Below are 17382 nucleotides of genomic sequence, written 5' to 3' on the forward strand. Positions count from 1 at the left end.
AAATAAAGAAATAAATAATAAAAAAACCTCATGATGAAACGAATTATTCTTTTAGTTTTTACGCTTTTTATCAGTGTCCAGAGCATTTCTCAAAACGATGAAGCTTATGTAGATACACTGGTAGATGACTTTACTTCCAAATTAGAATCCCGAGGGATCAACACCTGGTTCTACAACAAACGATATTGTTTGGGAAGCATAGAAATGTTTAAAATGGATGATGGCAGTATGTGTACTTCAAAAGGAACGTATTACGCGGTTTACCTTATTTGGAATGAAGATGACGGTACGATGATAAAAAAGTTTGATAATTGCGGAATGTATTATTCGCTTACGCTGGAAGATTCCGGTTTAATGGATGCGGTAATAGCGAATAAGGATGCGTTACAAAATGAAGCGGTATTAAAATACGATTCGGCAAACTGGACCGGTAAACCAGAGCAGCGCACCAAAGTACAGCCTTGTCATACCGCTTTTAGGTTTAATATGGACAGCGTTTTGTTTAGTAAGGAATACAACCTGTACCATATGACCACAGATGCCAAGGATCCTAACAAGAATTATGAGCATAACACTTCCTTAAAGATCAGAAGCTTAGAATTGAAGATGGATGAGGTAATAGCTCAAATGGAAGCTAAATTCAGAAGACAATAATTGTATGATCATAGATCTGCGAAGTGACACGGTTACAAAACCTACAGCCGGGATGTTGCAAGCCATGCTGCAGGCCAAAACCGGAGACGATGTGTATAAGGAGGATCCCACGGTAAATGAACTCGAAGCTCGGTTTGCTAATCTTTTTGGGATGGACGCCGCATTGTTTTTCCCCAGCGGGAGTATGGCCAATCAGGCGGCCATTAAGCTCCATACTCAGCCCGGTGAGCAGCTTATATGTGATAAATGGGCACACGTATTTAATTATGAAGGAGGAGGGGCATCCTTTAACAGTGGGGTTTCCTGCAAGCTGGTAGACGGGAACCGAGGTATGATCACCGCAGAGCAGGTTAAGGAAAACATCAATGAGCCGGATTTTTATCACAGTCCGCTTACCTCACTTGTCTGCATCGAAAATACGACCAACAAAGGAGGTGGAGCCTGTTACGATCATTCCGAATTAAAAAAGATTCGCAGTGTTTGCGACAGCCATAAATTAGGATTGCATTTGGATGGCGCCAGACTTATGAACGCTATTGTTGCGAAAAGTGAAGATCCAAAACAGTACGGAGTGCTTTTCGATACTATTTCAGTTTGTCTTAGTAAAGGATTGGGAACCCCTTTGGGAACAGTGCTTATAGGAAGAAAAGAACTGATGCAAAAGGCAATTCGGATTCGAAAGATCCTAGGAGGAGGAATGCGGCAGATAGGTTATATGGCGGCTTGCGGCTTATACGCTTTAGACAATCATATAGATCGATTGGCAGAAGATCACAAAAGAGCTTCAGAGATCGCCGAAATGCTTCAAAAAGTGTCGTATGTTGAGAAAGTAGAACCTACCGAGACCAATATCGTGATCTTTTATTTGGCAGATGGACTTTCAGAAAACACGTTTATTAATGATTTAAGGGATCAAAATGTAATCATAAGCAATATGGGGAATGGGAAGTTAAGAATTGTAACCCATCTCGATTACACCGATGTTATGCACAAAACATTTCTGAAAATCCTTCAGAATTACCAATAAAAAAAGCCCGGTGAATTGCATCAGCGGGCTTTTAAGAAGATATCTTTTTTACTCTACATCTTTTACTTTAGCACCGGGAGCGTTCTTTTTAACCGATTCTATCCCGTTGTTCATGCCCGATTCTGAAGCGTACATCTGACTGCTTCCAATTATCTGACCGTTAGTTGATTTAATATTAAAATGGAACTTACCATTTTTAGCGGTTTTTCTTTCGAAGCAGTTATCATCTCCACAATTTTTCTTTACAGACTCGACACCGTTAGTAGCTCCGGATTTTGAAGCGTACATCTGGCTTGATAAAATAACTTGACCGTTAGCAGCCTTTAGTACAAAGTGATATTTATCACCGGATTTTTTAATTTCAAACATATGATAAGGAATTAATAATTAGACGTAAACGTTATGAGAATCTAAATATCTAAAAAAAATATAACAACCGAAAGTTATAGCTGTTGTCTTTTTGTTAATATGCTTAAAATGAAAGCTTTTTGAATTACTCAATTCGTTTACACGCATAATAATCAGACACGTAATGTGCTTGTATTCAATACTTTTCTGAAGGATTCCAGGGTTATCTTGAGTATTATTTAAATATTCCGTCCAATCCGGGAATATTCGGCATGCCTTCTTTGGCAACAGCTGCGATTTCTGATTCATGTACCGCGCCGGCCTTTTCAATGGCTTTATTGATAGTAAGGATCAAATAGTCTTCCAACTGCTCCTTGTCTTCAAGTAACTGATCTGAGACCTCAATACTTTTTATTTCCCGATTAGCGGTGATCGTGACTTTTAAAAGGTTGTCATTGCTTGCTTCATCAATGAGTACCGTATGCAATCTTTTTTTTGTCGCTTCTACTTTTTCCTGGGTTTCCTTTAATTTACCCATCATTCCCATGATATCTCCGAACATAGTTTTGTGTTTTTAATTTAGTGCAAATTTAGTACTTTGCCATGTAAATAATCAATTGATCCTTTATGAAATTTTTAGCCACACTTTCCTTAGCTTCCCTTATTTTTGCCGCATCCTGTAATACTAAAGAAACTTCAGAAAAAAACATGGAGATAACCCCGCCCAAAGCAGATAAAATAGCCAAAAACCTTGAAATTCACGGTGATGTAAGAGTTGATAATTACTACTGGCTGAATCAGAAAGATGAAGCCGAGGTTGTTGATTATCTTGAGCGTGAAAATGACTATTACGCAAAAATGACAGCACATACTGATGCGCTTAAAAAGGATCTTTTTGAAGAAATTAAAAGCCGCATTAAGGAGGATGATGAATCGGTGCCTTACTTCTACAATGGGTACTATTACATTACACGCTACGAAACCGGAAAGGATTATCCCGTTTATACCCGTAAAAAGGGTTCACTGGATGCTGAGGAAGAAGTCATGTTTAATGTTAATGATCTGGCCGAAGGGCATTCTTACTACGATCTAAGAGGTATTAATGTAAGTAAGGACAACAAATGGGTTGCCTTTGGGGTAGATACGGTAAGCCGTAGAAAATATACCATCTATATAAAGAATCTTGAAACCGGTGATATATTGCCGGAGAGTATCGATCTTACCACGGCCGGGTCTACCTGGGCGAATGACAACAAAACGCTGTTTTACACTCGTAAAGATGAGCAAACACTGCGCTCTAATCAGATATTCAAGCACAAACGCGGAACAAAGTCTTCTGAAGACAAGTTGATTTACACCGAAGACGACGAAACCTTTGGTACTTATGTATACAAAACCAAATCGGATAAATTTCTTGTAATTGGAAGTTACAGTACGCTTACTTCGGAATTCAGAATATTGAGTGCCGATAAACCCGATGGTGAATTTAAGGTCTTCCAGCCCAGAGAGCGAGGTCTGGAGTACGGTATATCCCATTTCGGGAATCACTTTTATATAGTGACTAACGAAGGAGGAGCGACCAATTTTAAGCTTATGAAGACTCCCGAAAATAAAACTACCAAGGAGAACTGGGAAGAAGTAATCGCACACCGACCCGATGTGTTGCTGGAGGATATCGATATTTTTAAAGAATACCTTGTGGTTAGTGAACGAAATAACGGACTAAACAAGCTTCGCATCATGCGCTGGGATGGAGCAGCCGAGTACTATTTGCCTTTCGAGAATGAAACCTACACGGCATATACCACTCAAAACCCCGAATTTGACTCAGAGATCCTGCGATACGGTTATAATTCGTTAACCACACCCGCTTCGGTGATCGATTTCAACATGAAAACCAAAGAGAAAACGGTTAAAAAGGAAGTTGAAGTACTTGGGGGAGAATTCGATAAGAATAATTATGATTCTAAGCGGGTGTGGGCTACTGCAGCCGATGGTACGAAAATTCCTATTTCTTTGGTGTATCGTAAAGGAATGAAACAAGACGGTACAAATCCGTTACTCATTTACGGCTATGGGTCGTACGGTTCTACCATAGATCCTTATTTCTCGGTGTCCAGGTTATCGCTGCTCGACAGGGGGTTCATATTTGCAATTGCCCATGTGCGTGGCGGAGAATATCTTGGAAGACAATGGTATGAGAATGGTAAATTATTGAAGAAGAAAAATACCTTTACCGACTTTGTGGATGCGTCGAAATATTTAATAGCTGAAAAATATACAAGTGAGGAGCATCTTTATGCCTCGGGAGGATCTGCCGGGGGATTATTGATGGGGGCAGTGGTCAACATGGCGCCGGAAATTTATAATGGTGTTATTGCTTCTGTACCCTTTGTTGATGTTGTAACTACGATGTTAGATGATAGCATTCCATTAACCACAGGCGAATATGATGAATGGGGAAATCCAAATGACTTGGAATACTATAATTATATGAAGTCTTATTCTCCCTACGATAATGTGACCGCTCAAAACTATCCCAATATGTTTATTACAACTGGCTATCACGATTCGCAAGTTCAGTATTGGGAACCGGCCAAATGGGTGGCAAAATTACGAGAATACAAAACCGGTGACAATATAATATTGTTTCATACGAATATGGAAGCAGGTCATGGCGGGGCTTCCGGTCGTTTTGAAGCACTCAAGGAAGTTGCCATGGATTATGCATTTTTATTGGATTTAGAAGGAATAAAAGAGTAATTAAAAATTTTGCCGTACCTTTGTACGATTTTAATTTTAAGTTGAAGCCAGCTTATTTATTTAAAAGAAACTCCCTTTATGAAACAGGAAATTCAGGCTCATAATAATGTTTTGGAATTAATTGGAAACACTCCGTTAATAAAGCTCAATAACATTACATCAGGCATGAAAGGCAACTACTTTGCTAAAGTAGAGGCATTTAATCCAGGACATTCTACCAAAGACCGCATCGCACTTCATATTATTGAAGAGGCTGAAAGAAAAGGAATTCTTTCGCCCGGCGATACTATTATTGAAACAACCAGTGGAAACACCGGTTTTAGTATTGCTATGGTAAGTATTATTAAAGGCTATGAATGTGTTTTGGCTGTAAGTTCTAAATCTTCGAAAGACAAGATAGATATGTTGAAGACCATGGGAGCTAAGGTCTATGTTTGTCCTGCACATGTAAGTGCAGATGATCCACGTTCCTATTACGAAGTTGCTAAACGTCTTCACAATGAGATCAATGGTTCGGTGTATATCAATCAGTATTTTAATGAACTGAATATCGATGCGCATTATCATACTACCGGTCCTGAAATATGGAATCAGACAGCAGGGAAGATCACGCATCTTGTGGCTTGCAGTGGAACCGGTGGAACCATTTCAGGAACAGCTCGGTTTCTGAAAGAGCAAAATCCGGAAATTAAAGTGATAGGAATCGATGCTTACGGCTCGGTATTACAGAAATATCATCAAACGCGCCAATTTGATGCCAATGAGATCTATCCTTACAGAATTGAAGGACTAGGAAAGAATTTAATTCCAACGGCAACCGACTTCGATCAGATTGATGCGTTTATAAAGGTTACCGACGAATCCAGCGCACATGCTGCACGAGAGTTGGCCAAGACTGAAGGACTTTTTGTTGGCTATACCAGTGGTGCTGCCATGCAAGGCTTAAAGCAGTTGGAGGAAGAAGGTATTTTTTCTGAAGAGGACAATATTGTAGTTATATTCCCGGATCACGGATCGCGTTATATGAGTAAGATATACAATGACGAGTGGATGGAACAACAAGGCTTTACCGATGCTAAATCTCAGGATACCGTAGGGATCGAATATATCAAATAACTCTAATTACAACATAAAATTTATAGCCGACGACACTCACGTCGGCTTTTTTATTATGCTTTCTTCCTAAATTATCGCATTGTCATGAGGATTAATTTGATTAATTTTGTCGCTTCTATTGAAATAATCAGCTATTAATGAAGGATCTATTTGATAAAATCTACAAGGATAAAGGCCCTTTAGGGAAGTGGGCAGAGCAGGCGGAAGGATATTTTGTATTTCCAAAGCTTGAAGGACCCATAAGCAATCGAATGCGTTTTAACGGGAAGGAAGTGATCACCTGGAGTGTGAATGACTATCTGGGTCTTGCGAATCACCCTGAAGTAAGAAAGGTTGATGCCGAAGCCGGAGCTAAATACGGATCTGCCTATCCTATGGGGGCTCGAATGATGAGTGGTCATACCGATCTTCACGAGCAGTTGCAACGTGAACTTGCCAAATTTGTCAATAAAGAAGCGGCATATCTACTTAATTTCGGATATCAGGGAATGGTATCTACCATCGACGCTTTGGTGGCTAAGGACGATGTGATCGTCTACGATGTAGATGCTCATGCCTGTATCATCGATGGGGTTAGATTGCACTTGGGTCAGCGATTTACCTATAAGCATAACGATATGGAAAGTATCGAAAAGAACTTAAAGCGAGCTGAAAAAGTTGCTGAAAAGACCGGGGGCGGGATTCTTCTAATTTCTGAAGGCGTCTTCGGAATGCGTGGAGAACAGGGAAAACTGAAGGAGATTGTTGCATTAAAGAAAAAATACAACTTCCGCTTTTTTGTAGATGATGCACACGGTTTTGGTACATTAGGTAAGACCGGTGCCGGTGCAGGAGAAGAACAAGGGGTGCAGGATGAGATCGATGTGTATTTTGCAACCTTTGCAAAGTCTATGGCGAGTACCGGAGCCTTTATCGCTGCCGATGAAGAGATCATAAATTACCTTAAATATAACCTGCGATCGCAGATGTTCGCAAAATCATTGCAGATGCAACTGGTTGAAGGCGCTCTGAAGCGTCTGGATATGCTTCGCACCATGCCCGAGCTAAAAGAAAAGCTCTGGGAGAACGTAAATGCACTTCAGGGTGGACTCAAAGAGAGAGGTTTCGATATTGGAACCACACAGAGCTGTGTAACACCGGTATATCTCAAGGGAAGTATACCCGAGGCAATGGCATTAGTAAAAGACCTTAGAGAAAATCACGGGATTTTCTGCTCGATCGTGGTATATCCTGTCATTCCGAAGGGATTGATCTTATTGCGTATGATTCCAACTTCTTCGCATACTATGCAGGACATTGAAGAGACACTGGATGCTTTTTCGGCTATCCGCGAACGATTGGAAAACGGAACCTACAAAAGACTTTCAGCGGCAGTCGCGGCGGCTATGGGAGAATAGGTTCTATACCAAATCCATTAAAGAAAAAAACCATCTGATGAGGATGGTTTTTTTTTGAAATAGAATACAACTTATAGGCTTTTTTTATAGGTACTCCGTTCTTTATGCTGCACAGGATCATAATCCTTCCAAAGCAGCTGTACTGCAGTATTTTCTTTCAATTCGGGGTTGGTTTCAACCGTTTCAATCCCTTTATCATTAAAAAGCTTCTGCATTTCTTCAAAAATAATGGCGGTAACGCCCTTTCCCTGATATTCGGGGTCTATACCTATTAAGTAAAATGCAGCTTTATCGTTCTTTTTCTGGGCTTGTACAATATGATACCATCCAAGCGGGATAAGCTTTCCATTAGCCTTTTTCAGAGCTTTAGAGAAGGACGGCATCACGACAGAAAAGGCGATCAACTTGCCCGTTTCATCTTTAATGCAGGTGATATAATCGGGATGAATAAAACCAAAATATTTTTCCTTGTAATAATCGATCTGATACTGCTGAATAGGAACAAAGGTTTGCAGCGTATTATAAGTCTTATTAAGGAGATCGAACATGGCGTCCACATAGGGCAGGATCTCTTTTTTGTTTTTAAAACGAATTACAGTGAGCTTATAACGATCCCGTACGATCCTAGAGAATTTCTTGACCTTTTCAAAAGCTTCCTCGGGAATCTTTATTCTAAATTCCACCCATGTGGCCTGTTTCTCAAAGCCTAATTCTTCCATATGTCGGGCATAGTAAGGGTGATGATACCAGGTAATCATAGTGTTGAGTTCATCAAAGCCTTTGGTGAGAATACCCGCCTTTTCCATATTGGAAAATCCTACCGGACCTTCGGCGTATTCAAGCTTATTTGCTCTTCCAATTTCAAATACCTTTTCAAGAAGGGCCTTGGTAACCTCAATATCATCTATCATATCAAGCCATCCAAAGCGCACCTTTTTTTTACCAATCTGTTCCACTTCCAGATGGTTTACGATAACAGCGATCCTTCCTACGATCTCATTGTTTTTATAGGCGAGAAAGTAGTTGGCATCGGCATTTTTTGAGACAGGATTCTTGGTAAGATCAAGGGTCTCCATCTCATCCTTTATAAGAGGGGGGACCCAATACTTACTGTTTTTATACAGCTTGAACGGAAAGGTCACAAACTGCTTTAATTTTTTTCGGGTGGTTACTTGTTTAACGTTGATCATAAAATTCTACTGCTACAGACCTCCTCCGTCACCGCCTCCATCATCGTCTTCAAAACCGTCTTTTCGTTTGTTTTTTCGTTGTTGTTTCTTTTTGGCCTTTTCAGCTTTTTTATCTGTTCGGCCGGCCTTGCCTTTTTCTTCTATATATTCATCTTCACTATGCATATCGAAGCGGTATGCAACTCCAACTCTTCCGTAAAAACGGGAAGGCGTATCTTTAAAATTCAGCGTTACCGACGCATCAATATGAAAGTCGGGAGTTATCAACACCGCCGCTCCACCACGAAATAATTGGTCGGCGTAAAAATCGCTTTTTATTCCTTGATTTTCAACAAAAATTGAAAAATATCTGTTGGTGGCATGCGTAAGGGTTAGAATATAGGAATAGGTTGGAAAATCTGTAGTCACTCTGTCAACTATGATATTGGTGACAAATACAAATCCGCCTATCCAGTTGTTTTGAGTGGATAAAATAAACTTTGGACTAATAGTTGATTCAGGCTCCGGAGTAAAGGGATTGTCGGCAAAATCGAAGTTTGCTCCCGCATACACAGAAACGGCAGGGATTAGATCTCTCCACTGCCAGCGATTATTTGCTTTCCAGCTATACAAATTCGGGCCTTCCAATGCCATCTTTCGGTAGGGGTCGTAAATAAGGTATTTTGCACCCAATGTATTACTTCGGAAGTTACTCTGCTTTATTTCCAAAGGAACCGCACCACGACTATCTGTAATATTATTCGATTGAAACTCTCCAATCAAACTTACTTCGAGTTCTTCTTTAAAAAATCCATACCGCACAGCGTAATCCCATGCCCAGGCAGATGTTTCGGTCTCCAGCAAACGGTGATCCTCTTTGCCATAGCTAAGACCCGATTCAAATTGCAGCACCTTTTTTCCAACCGAAAAAGCTCCTTGAGAAACACCCGGTCTGTTAGTGTTGATCATTTCAGTATACTGGGCTACCGAAGTTAAGAATGGATAGAGTAAAAAGGACAGGGCAAAGAGAATACGAATGCGCATAGGTATAATCGGTTTAGTTCAAAGATATAAGATTTTATCATTAATTTAATAGTTGATTTTCGTCTTTTTATCGGTCTTTATGTACTTTTGAAAAAGATTTCTATCACTATGATGACATTCTTAAAAACGGTTTTAATCATCCTTCTGGTATACTATGGATTAAAGTTTCTCATTAAGCTGTTAACACCATACATTATGCGGTATGTTTCAAAAAAAATGGCTCAAAAATTTGAAAAGGCCTTCGGGAACAACCCAAATACTTCAAATTCTCATCAAAAGGAAGGACATGTTACTATTGATAAAATGCCTTCGGGAGGAAATGGCTCGAAATCGAAAGTGGGTGAATATGTGGATTATGAAGAGGTAGAGTAGCCTCATTCCCGACAATCAAAATTTCTAGTTTTTTATCAAATCTTTAATAGAGGCTTGGCAAAATTTCACATTTCAGCATTGTATTTTTATAAAAAAAGAAAGAATGCTGAATTATATCTTCATATCGATCCTAGGAATTGCACTAGCCATTTGGTTACAGTTTCTTATGCGATGGGTTATTCGGCTTCTAATTCGCGGAGCGGCCGATAGTACGCAAAAAGAATCTTCCAAAAAAATAACGTCTGAAGATGCCGTAATGCTCGTCTATAAGGATACTGAAGCTTCAGGACCTGTTATCAAGAATGATATAAAATCTGATAAACTGGAAAAAGCAATTTAAGGCAGTATTCGCTTCCATTAATTTCATTTCTAACTTCTATTCCCGAATCCTTCTATGGTCTTGTAATTTTTAGTAATTTTCAAGCTTCGTAATCCATCTTAATTATGCAGCGATTTTTTAAAGATTACCTTCCTCACCTTGTTGTTCTTTTACTTTTTGCATTGGCTTCTCTGGTCTATTTTAGTCCGGTACTACAAGGAAAAAAGATCTATCAGGGCGATATTGTACAGTATACGGGGATGGCCAAAAAACAAAATGACTATCGCGCTGCCACCGGTGAAGAAACCTATTGGACAGATGCTGCATTCGGAGGAATGCCAACCTATCAATTAGGTGCAAAATATCCTCATAATTATATAAAATCACTGGATTTAACGCTTCGGTTTCTGCCACGGCCTGCCGATTATCTTTTCCTTTATTTTCTGTCTTTTTATATCCTGATGTTAGTTTTTAAAATCGATTATAAACTGGCGTTTTTAGGCGCATTAGCCTTTGGTTTTTCAACATATCTTATTATAATTCTGGGTGTAGGGCATAATGCCAAGGCGCATGCAATCGCTTATATGCCTTTGGTACTATCGGGAATCATCCTCACATTTCGGGGAAAATATCTATATGGTTTTTTACTTACTACGATCGCCATGGGACTCGAGCTGGTTGCCAATCACTTCCAAATGACATACTACCTGCTGTTGTTGGTTCTGGTTATAGGTATTGCATACCTTATTGATGCGATAAAAAAGAAACAATTAGTGCACTTTGGGAAATCGGTGGCACTAATGACTTTAGGGGTTTTGATTGCTATTGGATTAAATGCAACGAACATACTGGCAACCAAGGAATATGCCGATGCCTCCACCAGGGGGAAAAGCGAATTATCCATTAATCCTGATGGCACCCCTAAGGAAAGCAGTTCCGGACTTGGTTATGACTATATCACCGAGTATTCTTACGGGAAGCTGGAAAGCCTCAACTTATTCATTCCCAATTTTATGGGAGGTGGTTCTGGGGATCCCTTTCCTGAAGAGTCGGCTGCCTACGAAGAACTGCTAAAAATGGGTGCACCGGCCAATGAGGCCGCAGATATTTTAACTCAACTACCTGTATATTGGGGTGACCAACCTATAGTGGCAGCTCCTGCCTATATAGGCGCAGTAGTAATTTTCCTCGCGTTATTGGGCATTTTTCTTGTGAGAGGACGATTTAGATGGTGGATCATTGCCGGATTTCTGTTAAGTCTTACCTTATCATGGGGCAAGAACTTCGATTTTCTGACTCAGTTTTTTGTCGATTATGTGCCACTCTATGATAAATTCCGTGCGGTGTCATCAATTCAAGTGCTCATAGAACTAATACTACCCGTACTCGCGGTGGTTGGACTGCATCAATTTTTTAATGCTTTTGAACGTACCGGAGAAAAGAAAAAGGCACTGATGTATTCTGCCGGGATATTGGGCGGACTCACTCTTATCTTTATCATTGCGAAATCATCTTTATTTGAGTTTACAAGTCCGTATGACCATTTAATTCGAGAACAATTGGGAACCCCTTTGGTGGATGCCATAAAAGAGGACAGGATGACCTTATTCACAGCGGACGCCATACGTTCTTTGATATTTGTATTACTTTCAGCTGCCGTCTTGTGGTTTTTTCTGAAAGAAAAACTGAAGGTTAATGCCGCTATTGCCCTATTGGCTGTACTTATACTGGTAGATCTGGTAGGTGTAGACAGAAGATATGTCAACAATGATGATTTTGTTCAGGCGCGTTTAGTGGATGAACCCTTTCAGCAAAATGGAGCTGATATTCAGATCCTGAAGGACGACGGACATTTTAGAGTCTATGATGTAGCAAGCAATGCTTTCAACAGTGGTCGGGCGAGTTATTTCCACAATGCCTTGGGCGGATATCACGCTGCGAAACCGGGAAGAATTCAGGATATTGATGAGTTTTATCTTTCAAAAGGAGATATTGGTATTTTAAATATGTTCAATGTTCGGTATATTATCGGTCAAGGACAGAATGGGGGAGCGGTAGCACAAAAGAATCCGTTCGCCAACGGCAATGCCTGGTTTGTTGAGAACGTGATCCTGGCTGAAAATGCCGATGAGGAGATCCTGCTCTTAGATAGTCTCGATTCAAAAAGAACGGCCGTTATCCATAAGGACTTTGCCAATGAATTACCGGCAAAAAAGATAGCCAGGGATTCTACGGCTAGCATCGAATTGGTTTCCTATAAACCGGATCATTTGGTGTATGAAGCGTCTACGAAGTCGGCGCAGCTCGCAATCTTTTCTGAAGTATATTACCCTAAGGGTTGGAACGCATATATTAACAATGAACCGGTAGATCACCTTCGGGCAAATTATGTATTGCGTGCGATAAAGGTTCCTGCCGGAAACAACAAGATCGAGTTTAAATTTGAACCCCGGGTGATACAGACCGGAAGCACCATTAGTATGGTGAGTAGTATATTGCTGATACTTATCGTACTAGGAGGACTCTTTGCTGTTTTCAGAAATAAAAAAAACGAGGCTGTTGAATAAACCTGCATCGAAAAGGGTATTGATCATAACGTATTACTGGCCGCCTGCCGGTGGACCGGGAGTGCAACGCTGGTTAAATTTTGTAAAGTACTTTCGGGACTACGGAATAGAACCTGTAGTGTATATTCCTGAAAATCCTGAATATCCCTTAATAGATGAAAGCTTTGCGTCAGAGATTCCTTCAGATATAAAAATTCTGAAGCACCCCATTTCTGAACCCTATAAACTTGCAAGAATATTCTCCAAAAACAAAACCAAACAGATGAGCAGTGGTATTATTACCGCTAAAAAACAATCTGCTATTGAAAAACTGATGCTTTTTATTCGTGGCAACTTCTTTATTCCCGACGCACGAGTGAAATGGGTGAAGCCTTCTGTGGCATATTTGTCGTCTTATCTAAGCGCACAAAACATCGATACGGTTATTACCACGGGTCCGCCGCATAGCCTGCACCTTATAGGTTTACAGCTTAAACAAAAACTTCACGTACGCTGGATAGCCGATTTTAGGGATCCGTGGACCACGATACATTATCACAAGGCGTTGCGACTTACAAAGGCTTCGGAAAGAAGACACAAGGAAATGGAAGCAAAGGTACTTACCTCGGCAGATACAGTGGTGGTCACGAGTCCAACGACCAAAACTGAATTTGAGATCATTACCGATAAGCCTATAGAGGTAGTAACAAATGGCTACGAGCTTTCCGAAGAAAAAGAGATATCGCTGGACAAACCCTTTTCTATAGCTCATATAGGTTCACTCTTAAGTGAGCGAAATCCGAAAGTATTGTGGGGAGTCCTGTGTGAACTTTGTAAAGAGAACCCTCACTTCGCTGAAAATCTACAGATCAAACTGGCAGGTGCAGTGAGTGAAGAGGTGCTGGCAAGTATTTCTAAATACGGGCTATTCGAAAAATGTATAAATCTGGGATATGTTTCTCATACAGTGGCCCGTCAATTGCAGCGGGCTGCGCAGGTATTATTGCTGGTAGAAAAGAACAGTCCCGAAACCCGTGCAATTATTCCCGGAAAGCTTTTTGAATACCTTGCGGCAAAGCGCCCAGTTATTGCCTTAGGTCCGGCAGGGAGTGATATGGAAGTTATCATTAATGAAACAAATTGTGGTGCTTTTTTCGGTTATACCGAAGATGATAAATTAAAGGAAAAGATTCTCTCATATTTTAATGCGTACCAACAGCAGGCATTGGAGGTATCTTCCGAAGGGATAGAAAAATACAGCCGAAAAGAACTTACACGGCACATGGCCAGCATAGTACATGGTTAAAAAGCGAAACCCCCACTCGGCAAGATGCGTCGTGAGGGTTTCTAACTAACCAACCAAAAAATTTTTACAATCCTCTTCCTCTTCGTTGAGAAGAACTTCTAGAGGTACTTCCTTTTCTATTACCGGAAGACTTAGATCTGTTTACAGAACCCCTGCCGGCTTTCGATGCGTCTGAGCGCGAATTCGAGCTACGGGTCGCTTTCGATCCTCCTGACCTGGAACTTGTCGTTCTACTTGCTTTGGTGTTGCCAGATCTGGTATTCGAGCTTCTGGTGGCCTTAGAATTACCGGATCTTGTCGTAGCGGCACGCTTCACATTTCTGTTCCCCGATCGCTGCGTAGTATTTTTATTTACAGACCTTCCACCGGCTCGCATGGTTTTAGAACGGGTATTGGTGGATCTGTTTACAGTACTACTGCGCTTTGTTGCTCCTCTTTGAGGCGAAACTTTATTCGTTCGATCCTGCTTGTTAGCAATTCCACGGGTATTCCCGGTAGATCGCTTGTTTCTATCTGAATTACCATAACGGGTGTTCCCTTTGGAGACCGTTCTGTTCGTACCTTTCTCTACAGCACCACGTTTATTGTTATCGGATCTGTTGTTAATTACATCTCGTTTTCCTGAATTTCTGCTTACGGTACCTTTTGTATTAGCACGTGAGTCGTTACGTTTAAAATTCGAACCTCTGTTAGAATCTGAACTGTTTCGCGCAAAATTCTTGGCTCTGCTATCGGTATTTCGAGCCACAGCAGTATTTCTTCTGTTCGGATTATAATCACGGTTTATAGTGGTTCTTCCGTCCTTATAATGTCTGCGGCTTCCAGGGTTGTAGAAGTTTCTACGTCCGTTGTTATACGTCACATGATGTCTGTTACTGTAATATTTTCTGTGTAAATGATAGCTGTAACGATGTGGGGTATAATATCTTCTATACGGATAATCATATACAATACAGCTTGTATAATAAGGTCTTACATAATATACATGCCATGGACGATAAATATATCTTGGGGTCCAGTAGTTTATATATCCTGTACAATGTGAAAAATATCCGTAGTTGTTATAATATACATGCAGACCACCCACACGCACGATACGACGATCGTTATAGCGTATTTCTGTATTTCCGGCCTGTACGATACGTCCGTACTCATCGTAATAAATAGGTACATCTTCAACCTGGATCACAGCACCATAATCATCATACTGTACATAAGCTTCATAATCGTACCCGGAATTAAATGAAACACTCACGTTTGGAGTATTCACGTTTACATTAACGTTTCCACCCTGATTTGGCCCTACATACACAAAATCGAACTGACCATCGGGGAAGACCGAAAACTCTACGGTATCTTCAATAAAAATATAGGCGCTTCCATCGTATTTGGAAGGAGGAACTACTTCGGAGCCTACCGAAGCAGCCTTTGCGGTAAAGCCGATCGTGAAGATCGCGATTACTAATGCTGCTACTTTTTTCATAATAATTAATTTAGGATTGTACTTGCTTTATTTTTTTGGTCAGCTGGTACGATTCAATAATTACAACGACCGTGCCAAAAATGTAAATCCCTGATTTATAAGGATGTTCCAAAGCGGACCATTAGCGTATAGCAAAACGCCATAAGATATACGAAGCGCCATTAAAAATAAAAATCCGCCGAATCTTCTTACGGATTCGACGGATCTAAAAACTAACCAACCAAAAAACTATATTATTTTCTTTTTCGTTTACGATCATTGTCTATCCAATAATCGTTATTATTCTTATACCAATCTTCGTGCCAATATTTTTCATTATATCGGTTTACTGAACCACGAAGGTCTTTTATCTCGCCGTAGTGATTGTATTTTATTTTTAGATCACCTACCTCCTTAAGCAGCCCTTTATGATATTTTAAAGGAATACGACCTATGGATCGAACCTGCCCGAATCGATTATAGGTAATCAATGATTCACCTACTCGCACTACTTGTCCATACTGGTTAACGATAAGCCTAGGCTCGTAGCTTCTTCTGTTCGAGGTATACACTACCTGTCCGGGTGCTGAAGGGTAGTAGATGGTGTTATGCGTTCTTCTGTTATACGTATTTACATACATTTGTTGAAGATCACGAAACTGAAAAGTTCCATCGGTTCTCACGGCATAAAGTACGCCATTCTCTACAAATCGTATTTCCTGAGCATTGTAATAGCGATACTGTTTCCCCGGGTCTCGATCTGTATTCTGGCGGCGTTGAGAAAAAGTCTGTGTAGTCATTCCAAAGAGGAATACAGCTACTAATAAAATTCCTTTTTTCATAATACTTGAATTTAGGGTGATGCCGACATAATAAGCGATGCGACTTACGCTATTTGGACAGTATAATCCAATAGCCATGCCAAAATTGTAACATCCTTATTATGAGAAAGATGGAGTAGTAAAGTATTAACGTATAATGAATTTATCCGTTTTAAGCATAGTGTTTTCTGAATACACCCTGTAGAAATATAAGCCGGATCGAAATTGCAGGGCATTGATAAAGTAGTACTCTGAGTCTACCTTACATTCCTGTAAGATCTTTCCCGAAATATCAAGAATTTGAATCCTGTCTATATTAGCTTCGGAAGGGAAGTTAATGCTTGAAACATCTGAAACCGGATTGGGAGAAATAACAATGGAAGGAAATAAATTCTCCTCGATCCCAAGATCATAAATGCATTGACTATATCCATTAAAAAAGGTAGTTTCTCCGTCATTTTCAAAACAAACCAAGGCTCTATATATCCAATCAAGGTAGTTTCCTGCCGGAGATATACCGGCCGTAGAGCCAATGCCCTCGATCCATTGCTCTTCATAACCAGAGAACGACTGAAGGTCGTAGCCTTGCATATACATGACTTTACGATCTTCACCGGCTATAAATTCTGTTGTAATATTATCTACAACCAACCTATCGTACCATCCTCCGCTACCTGCATAAAAACAAGATTCATTTTCTTCCGGAAAAATAAAAGAGTCTCCAATCTCTAAATGAAAGTCAAGAAGGACATGTTCAGTATTGGTATTGGTATCCAACTCAATAAGAACTCCATCCTCCTCCCGCCATCTACAGCTAGTTGCCGTTCCCGAATAGGTTTGAATGATGAACTTATAGACCGTGCCATTAATTATTTCTTCTCCTTCCACGTGATAATAAGTGCTCGCAAAACCCCATCCAGTATCCGAACCAAGACTCCATTGTTGACCTTCGTTCAAAATAGGAAGATAAGGCTGTGCAACGGAAACGTTCAGAATAAATACACAGCAGAGAAGGAGTAGTTTTTTCATACCAAACAA

At 40.3% G+C, this 17382-nt stretch carries 16 protein-coding genes; 9 read left to right on the forward strand and 7 right to left on the reverse strand.

The genetic code is table 11. The annotated features are described in order from the left end of the window. The first annotated feature begins 30 nt into the window (after positions 1 to 30). Positions 31 to 654 (forward strand): hypothetical protein, encoded by a 624-nt coding sequence (locus ALE3EI_RS10375; RefSeq protein WP_186988392.1) that lies wholly within the window; start codon positions 31 to 33, stop codon positions 652 to 654. Positions 655 to 658: 4 nt separating this feature from the next. Next, positions 659 to 1681, forward strand: a complete 1023-nt coding sequence (locus ALE3EI_RS10380; RefSeq protein ID WP_186988394.1) for a threonine aldolase family protein — start codon at positions 659 to 661, stop codon at positions 1679 to 1681. A gap of 48 nt (positions 1682 to 1729) precedes the next feature. On the opposite strand, the gene ALE3EI_RS10385 is transcribed toward ALE3EI_RS10380, so the two are convergent. Next, complete coding sequence (locus tag ALE3EI_RS10385) at positions 1730 to 2050, reverse strand: YegP family protein (RefSeq protein WP_186988396.1); 321 nt, start codon at positions 2048 to 2050, stop codon at positions 1730 to 1732. Between the two features lie 214 nt (positions 2051 to 2264). Continuing rightward, complete coding sequence (locus tag ALE3EI_RS10390; protein WP_186988398.1) at positions 2265 to 2591, reverse strand: YbaB/EbfC family nucleoid-associated protein; 327 nt, start codon at positions 2589 to 2591, stop codon at positions 2265 to 2267. 65 nt (positions 2592 to 2656) lie between these two features. Between ALE3EI_RS10390 and ALE3EI_RS10395 the strand changes: the two genes are divergently transcribed. The 3 genes from ALE3EI_RS10395 (at position 2657) to ALE3EI_RS10405 (ending at position 7305) form a co-directional block, all read left to right on the forward strand. After that, positions 2657 to 4792, forward strand: a complete 2136-nt coding sequence (locus tag ALE3EI_RS10395; protein WP_186988400.1) for a S9 family peptidase — start codon at positions 2657 to 2659, stop codon at positions 4790 to 4792. A 78-nt stretch (positions 4793 to 4870) separates the two neighbouring features. Then, positions 4871 to 5908 carry a PLP-dependent cysteine synthase family protein gene (locus ALE3EI_RS10400; protein WP_186988402.1) on the forward strand — a complete coding sequence of 346 codons (1038 nt, stop codon included), beginning with the start codon at positions 4871 to 4873 and terminating at the stop codon, positions 5906 to 5908. Between the two features lie 137 nt (positions 5909 to 6045). Beyond that, a complete protein-coding gene (locus ALE3EI_RS10405) occupies positions 6046 to 7305 on the forward strand; it encodes an aminotransferase class I/II-fold pyridoxal phosphate-dependent enzyme (RefSeq protein ID WP_186988404.1) in 1260 nt (419 codons plus the stop codon). 71 nt (positions 7306 to 7376) lie between these two features. On the opposite strand, the gene ALE3EI_RS10410 is transcribed toward ALE3EI_RS10405, so the two are convergent. Both ALE3EI_RS10410 and ALE3EI_RS10415 read right to left on the reverse strand, forming a co-directional pair. After that, positions 7377 to 8495 (reverse strand): GNAT family N-acetyltransferase, encoded by a 1119-nt coding sequence (locus tag ALE3EI_RS10410; protein WP_186988405.1) that lies wholly within the window; start codon positions 8493 to 8495, stop codon positions 7377 to 7379. A gap of 12 nt (positions 8496 to 8507) precedes the next feature. Then, the gene (locus tag ALE3EI_RS10415; RefSeq protein WP_186988407.1) at positions 8508 to 9518 is read right to left on the reverse strand and encodes a transporter; all 1011 of its coding nucleotides are present in this window, start codon (positions 9516 to 9518) and stop codon (positions 8508 to 8510) included. A 108-nt stretch (positions 9519 to 9626) separates the two neighbouring features. On the opposite strand from ALE3EI_RS10415, the gene ALE3EI_RS10420 reads away from it, so the two are divergent. From ALE3EI_RS10420 to ALE3EI_RS10435, 4 genes are all read left to right on the forward strand, one after another. Continuing rightward, on the forward strand, positions 9627 to 9890 hold the full coding sequence (locus ALE3EI_RS10420) for a DUF4834 family protein (protein WP_233279955.1): 264 nt from the start codon (positions 9627 to 9629) through the stop codon (positions 9888 to 9890). Between the two features lie 103 nt (positions 9891 to 9993). Next, on the forward strand, positions 9994 to 10230 hold the full coding sequence (locus tag ALE3EI_RS10425; protein WP_186988409.1) for a hypothetical protein: 237 nt from the start codon (positions 9994 to 9996) through the stop codon (positions 10228 to 10230). 104 nt (positions 10231 to 10334) lie between these two features. Then, on the forward strand, positions 10335 to 12776 hold the full coding sequence (locus tag ALE3EI_RS10430) for a YfhO family protein (protein ID WP_186988411.1): 2442 nt from the start codon (positions 10335 to 10337) through the stop codon (positions 12774 to 12776). Beyond that, a complete protein-coding gene (locus ALE3EI_RS10435; protein WP_186988413.1) occupies positions 12769 to 14061 on the forward strand; it encodes a glycosyltransferase family 4 protein in 1293 nt (430 codons plus the stop codon). Before ALE3EI_RS10430 ends, ALE3EI_RS10435 begins: the two co-directional genes overlap by 8 nt. 64 nt (positions 14062 to 14125) lie before the next feature. On the opposite strand, the gene ALE3EI_RS10440 is transcribed toward ALE3EI_RS10435, so the two are convergent. The 3 genes from ALE3EI_RS10440 to ALE3EI_RS10450 form a co-directional block, all read right to left on the reverse strand. Continuing rightward, entirely contained in the window at positions 14126 to 15544 is a 1419-nt protein-coding gene (locus ALE3EI_RS10440; RefSeq protein WP_186988415.1) for a hypothetical protein, read from the reverse strand. A gap of 233 nt (positions 15545 to 15777) precedes the next feature. After that, positions 15778 to 16365, reverse strand: a complete 588-nt coding sequence (locus ALE3EI_RS10445; protein ID WP_186988417.1) for a hypothetical protein — start codon at positions 16363 to 16365, stop codon at positions 15778 to 15780. A gap of 126 nt (positions 16366 to 16491) precedes the next feature. Further along, a complete protein-coding gene (locus ALE3EI_RS10450) occupies positions 16492 to 17373 on the reverse strand; it encodes a T9SS type A sorting domain-containing protein (RefSeq protein WP_186988419.1) in 882 nt (293 codons plus the stop codon). Between the last annotated feature and the right edge of the window lie 9 nt (positions 17374 to 17382).

It is taken from the genome of Constantimarinum furrinae (assembly GCF_014295415.1).
GTDB classification, from domain to species: Bacteria; Bacteroidota; Bacteroidia; order Flavobacteriales; family Flavobacteriaceae; genus Constantimarinum; species Constantimarinum furrinae.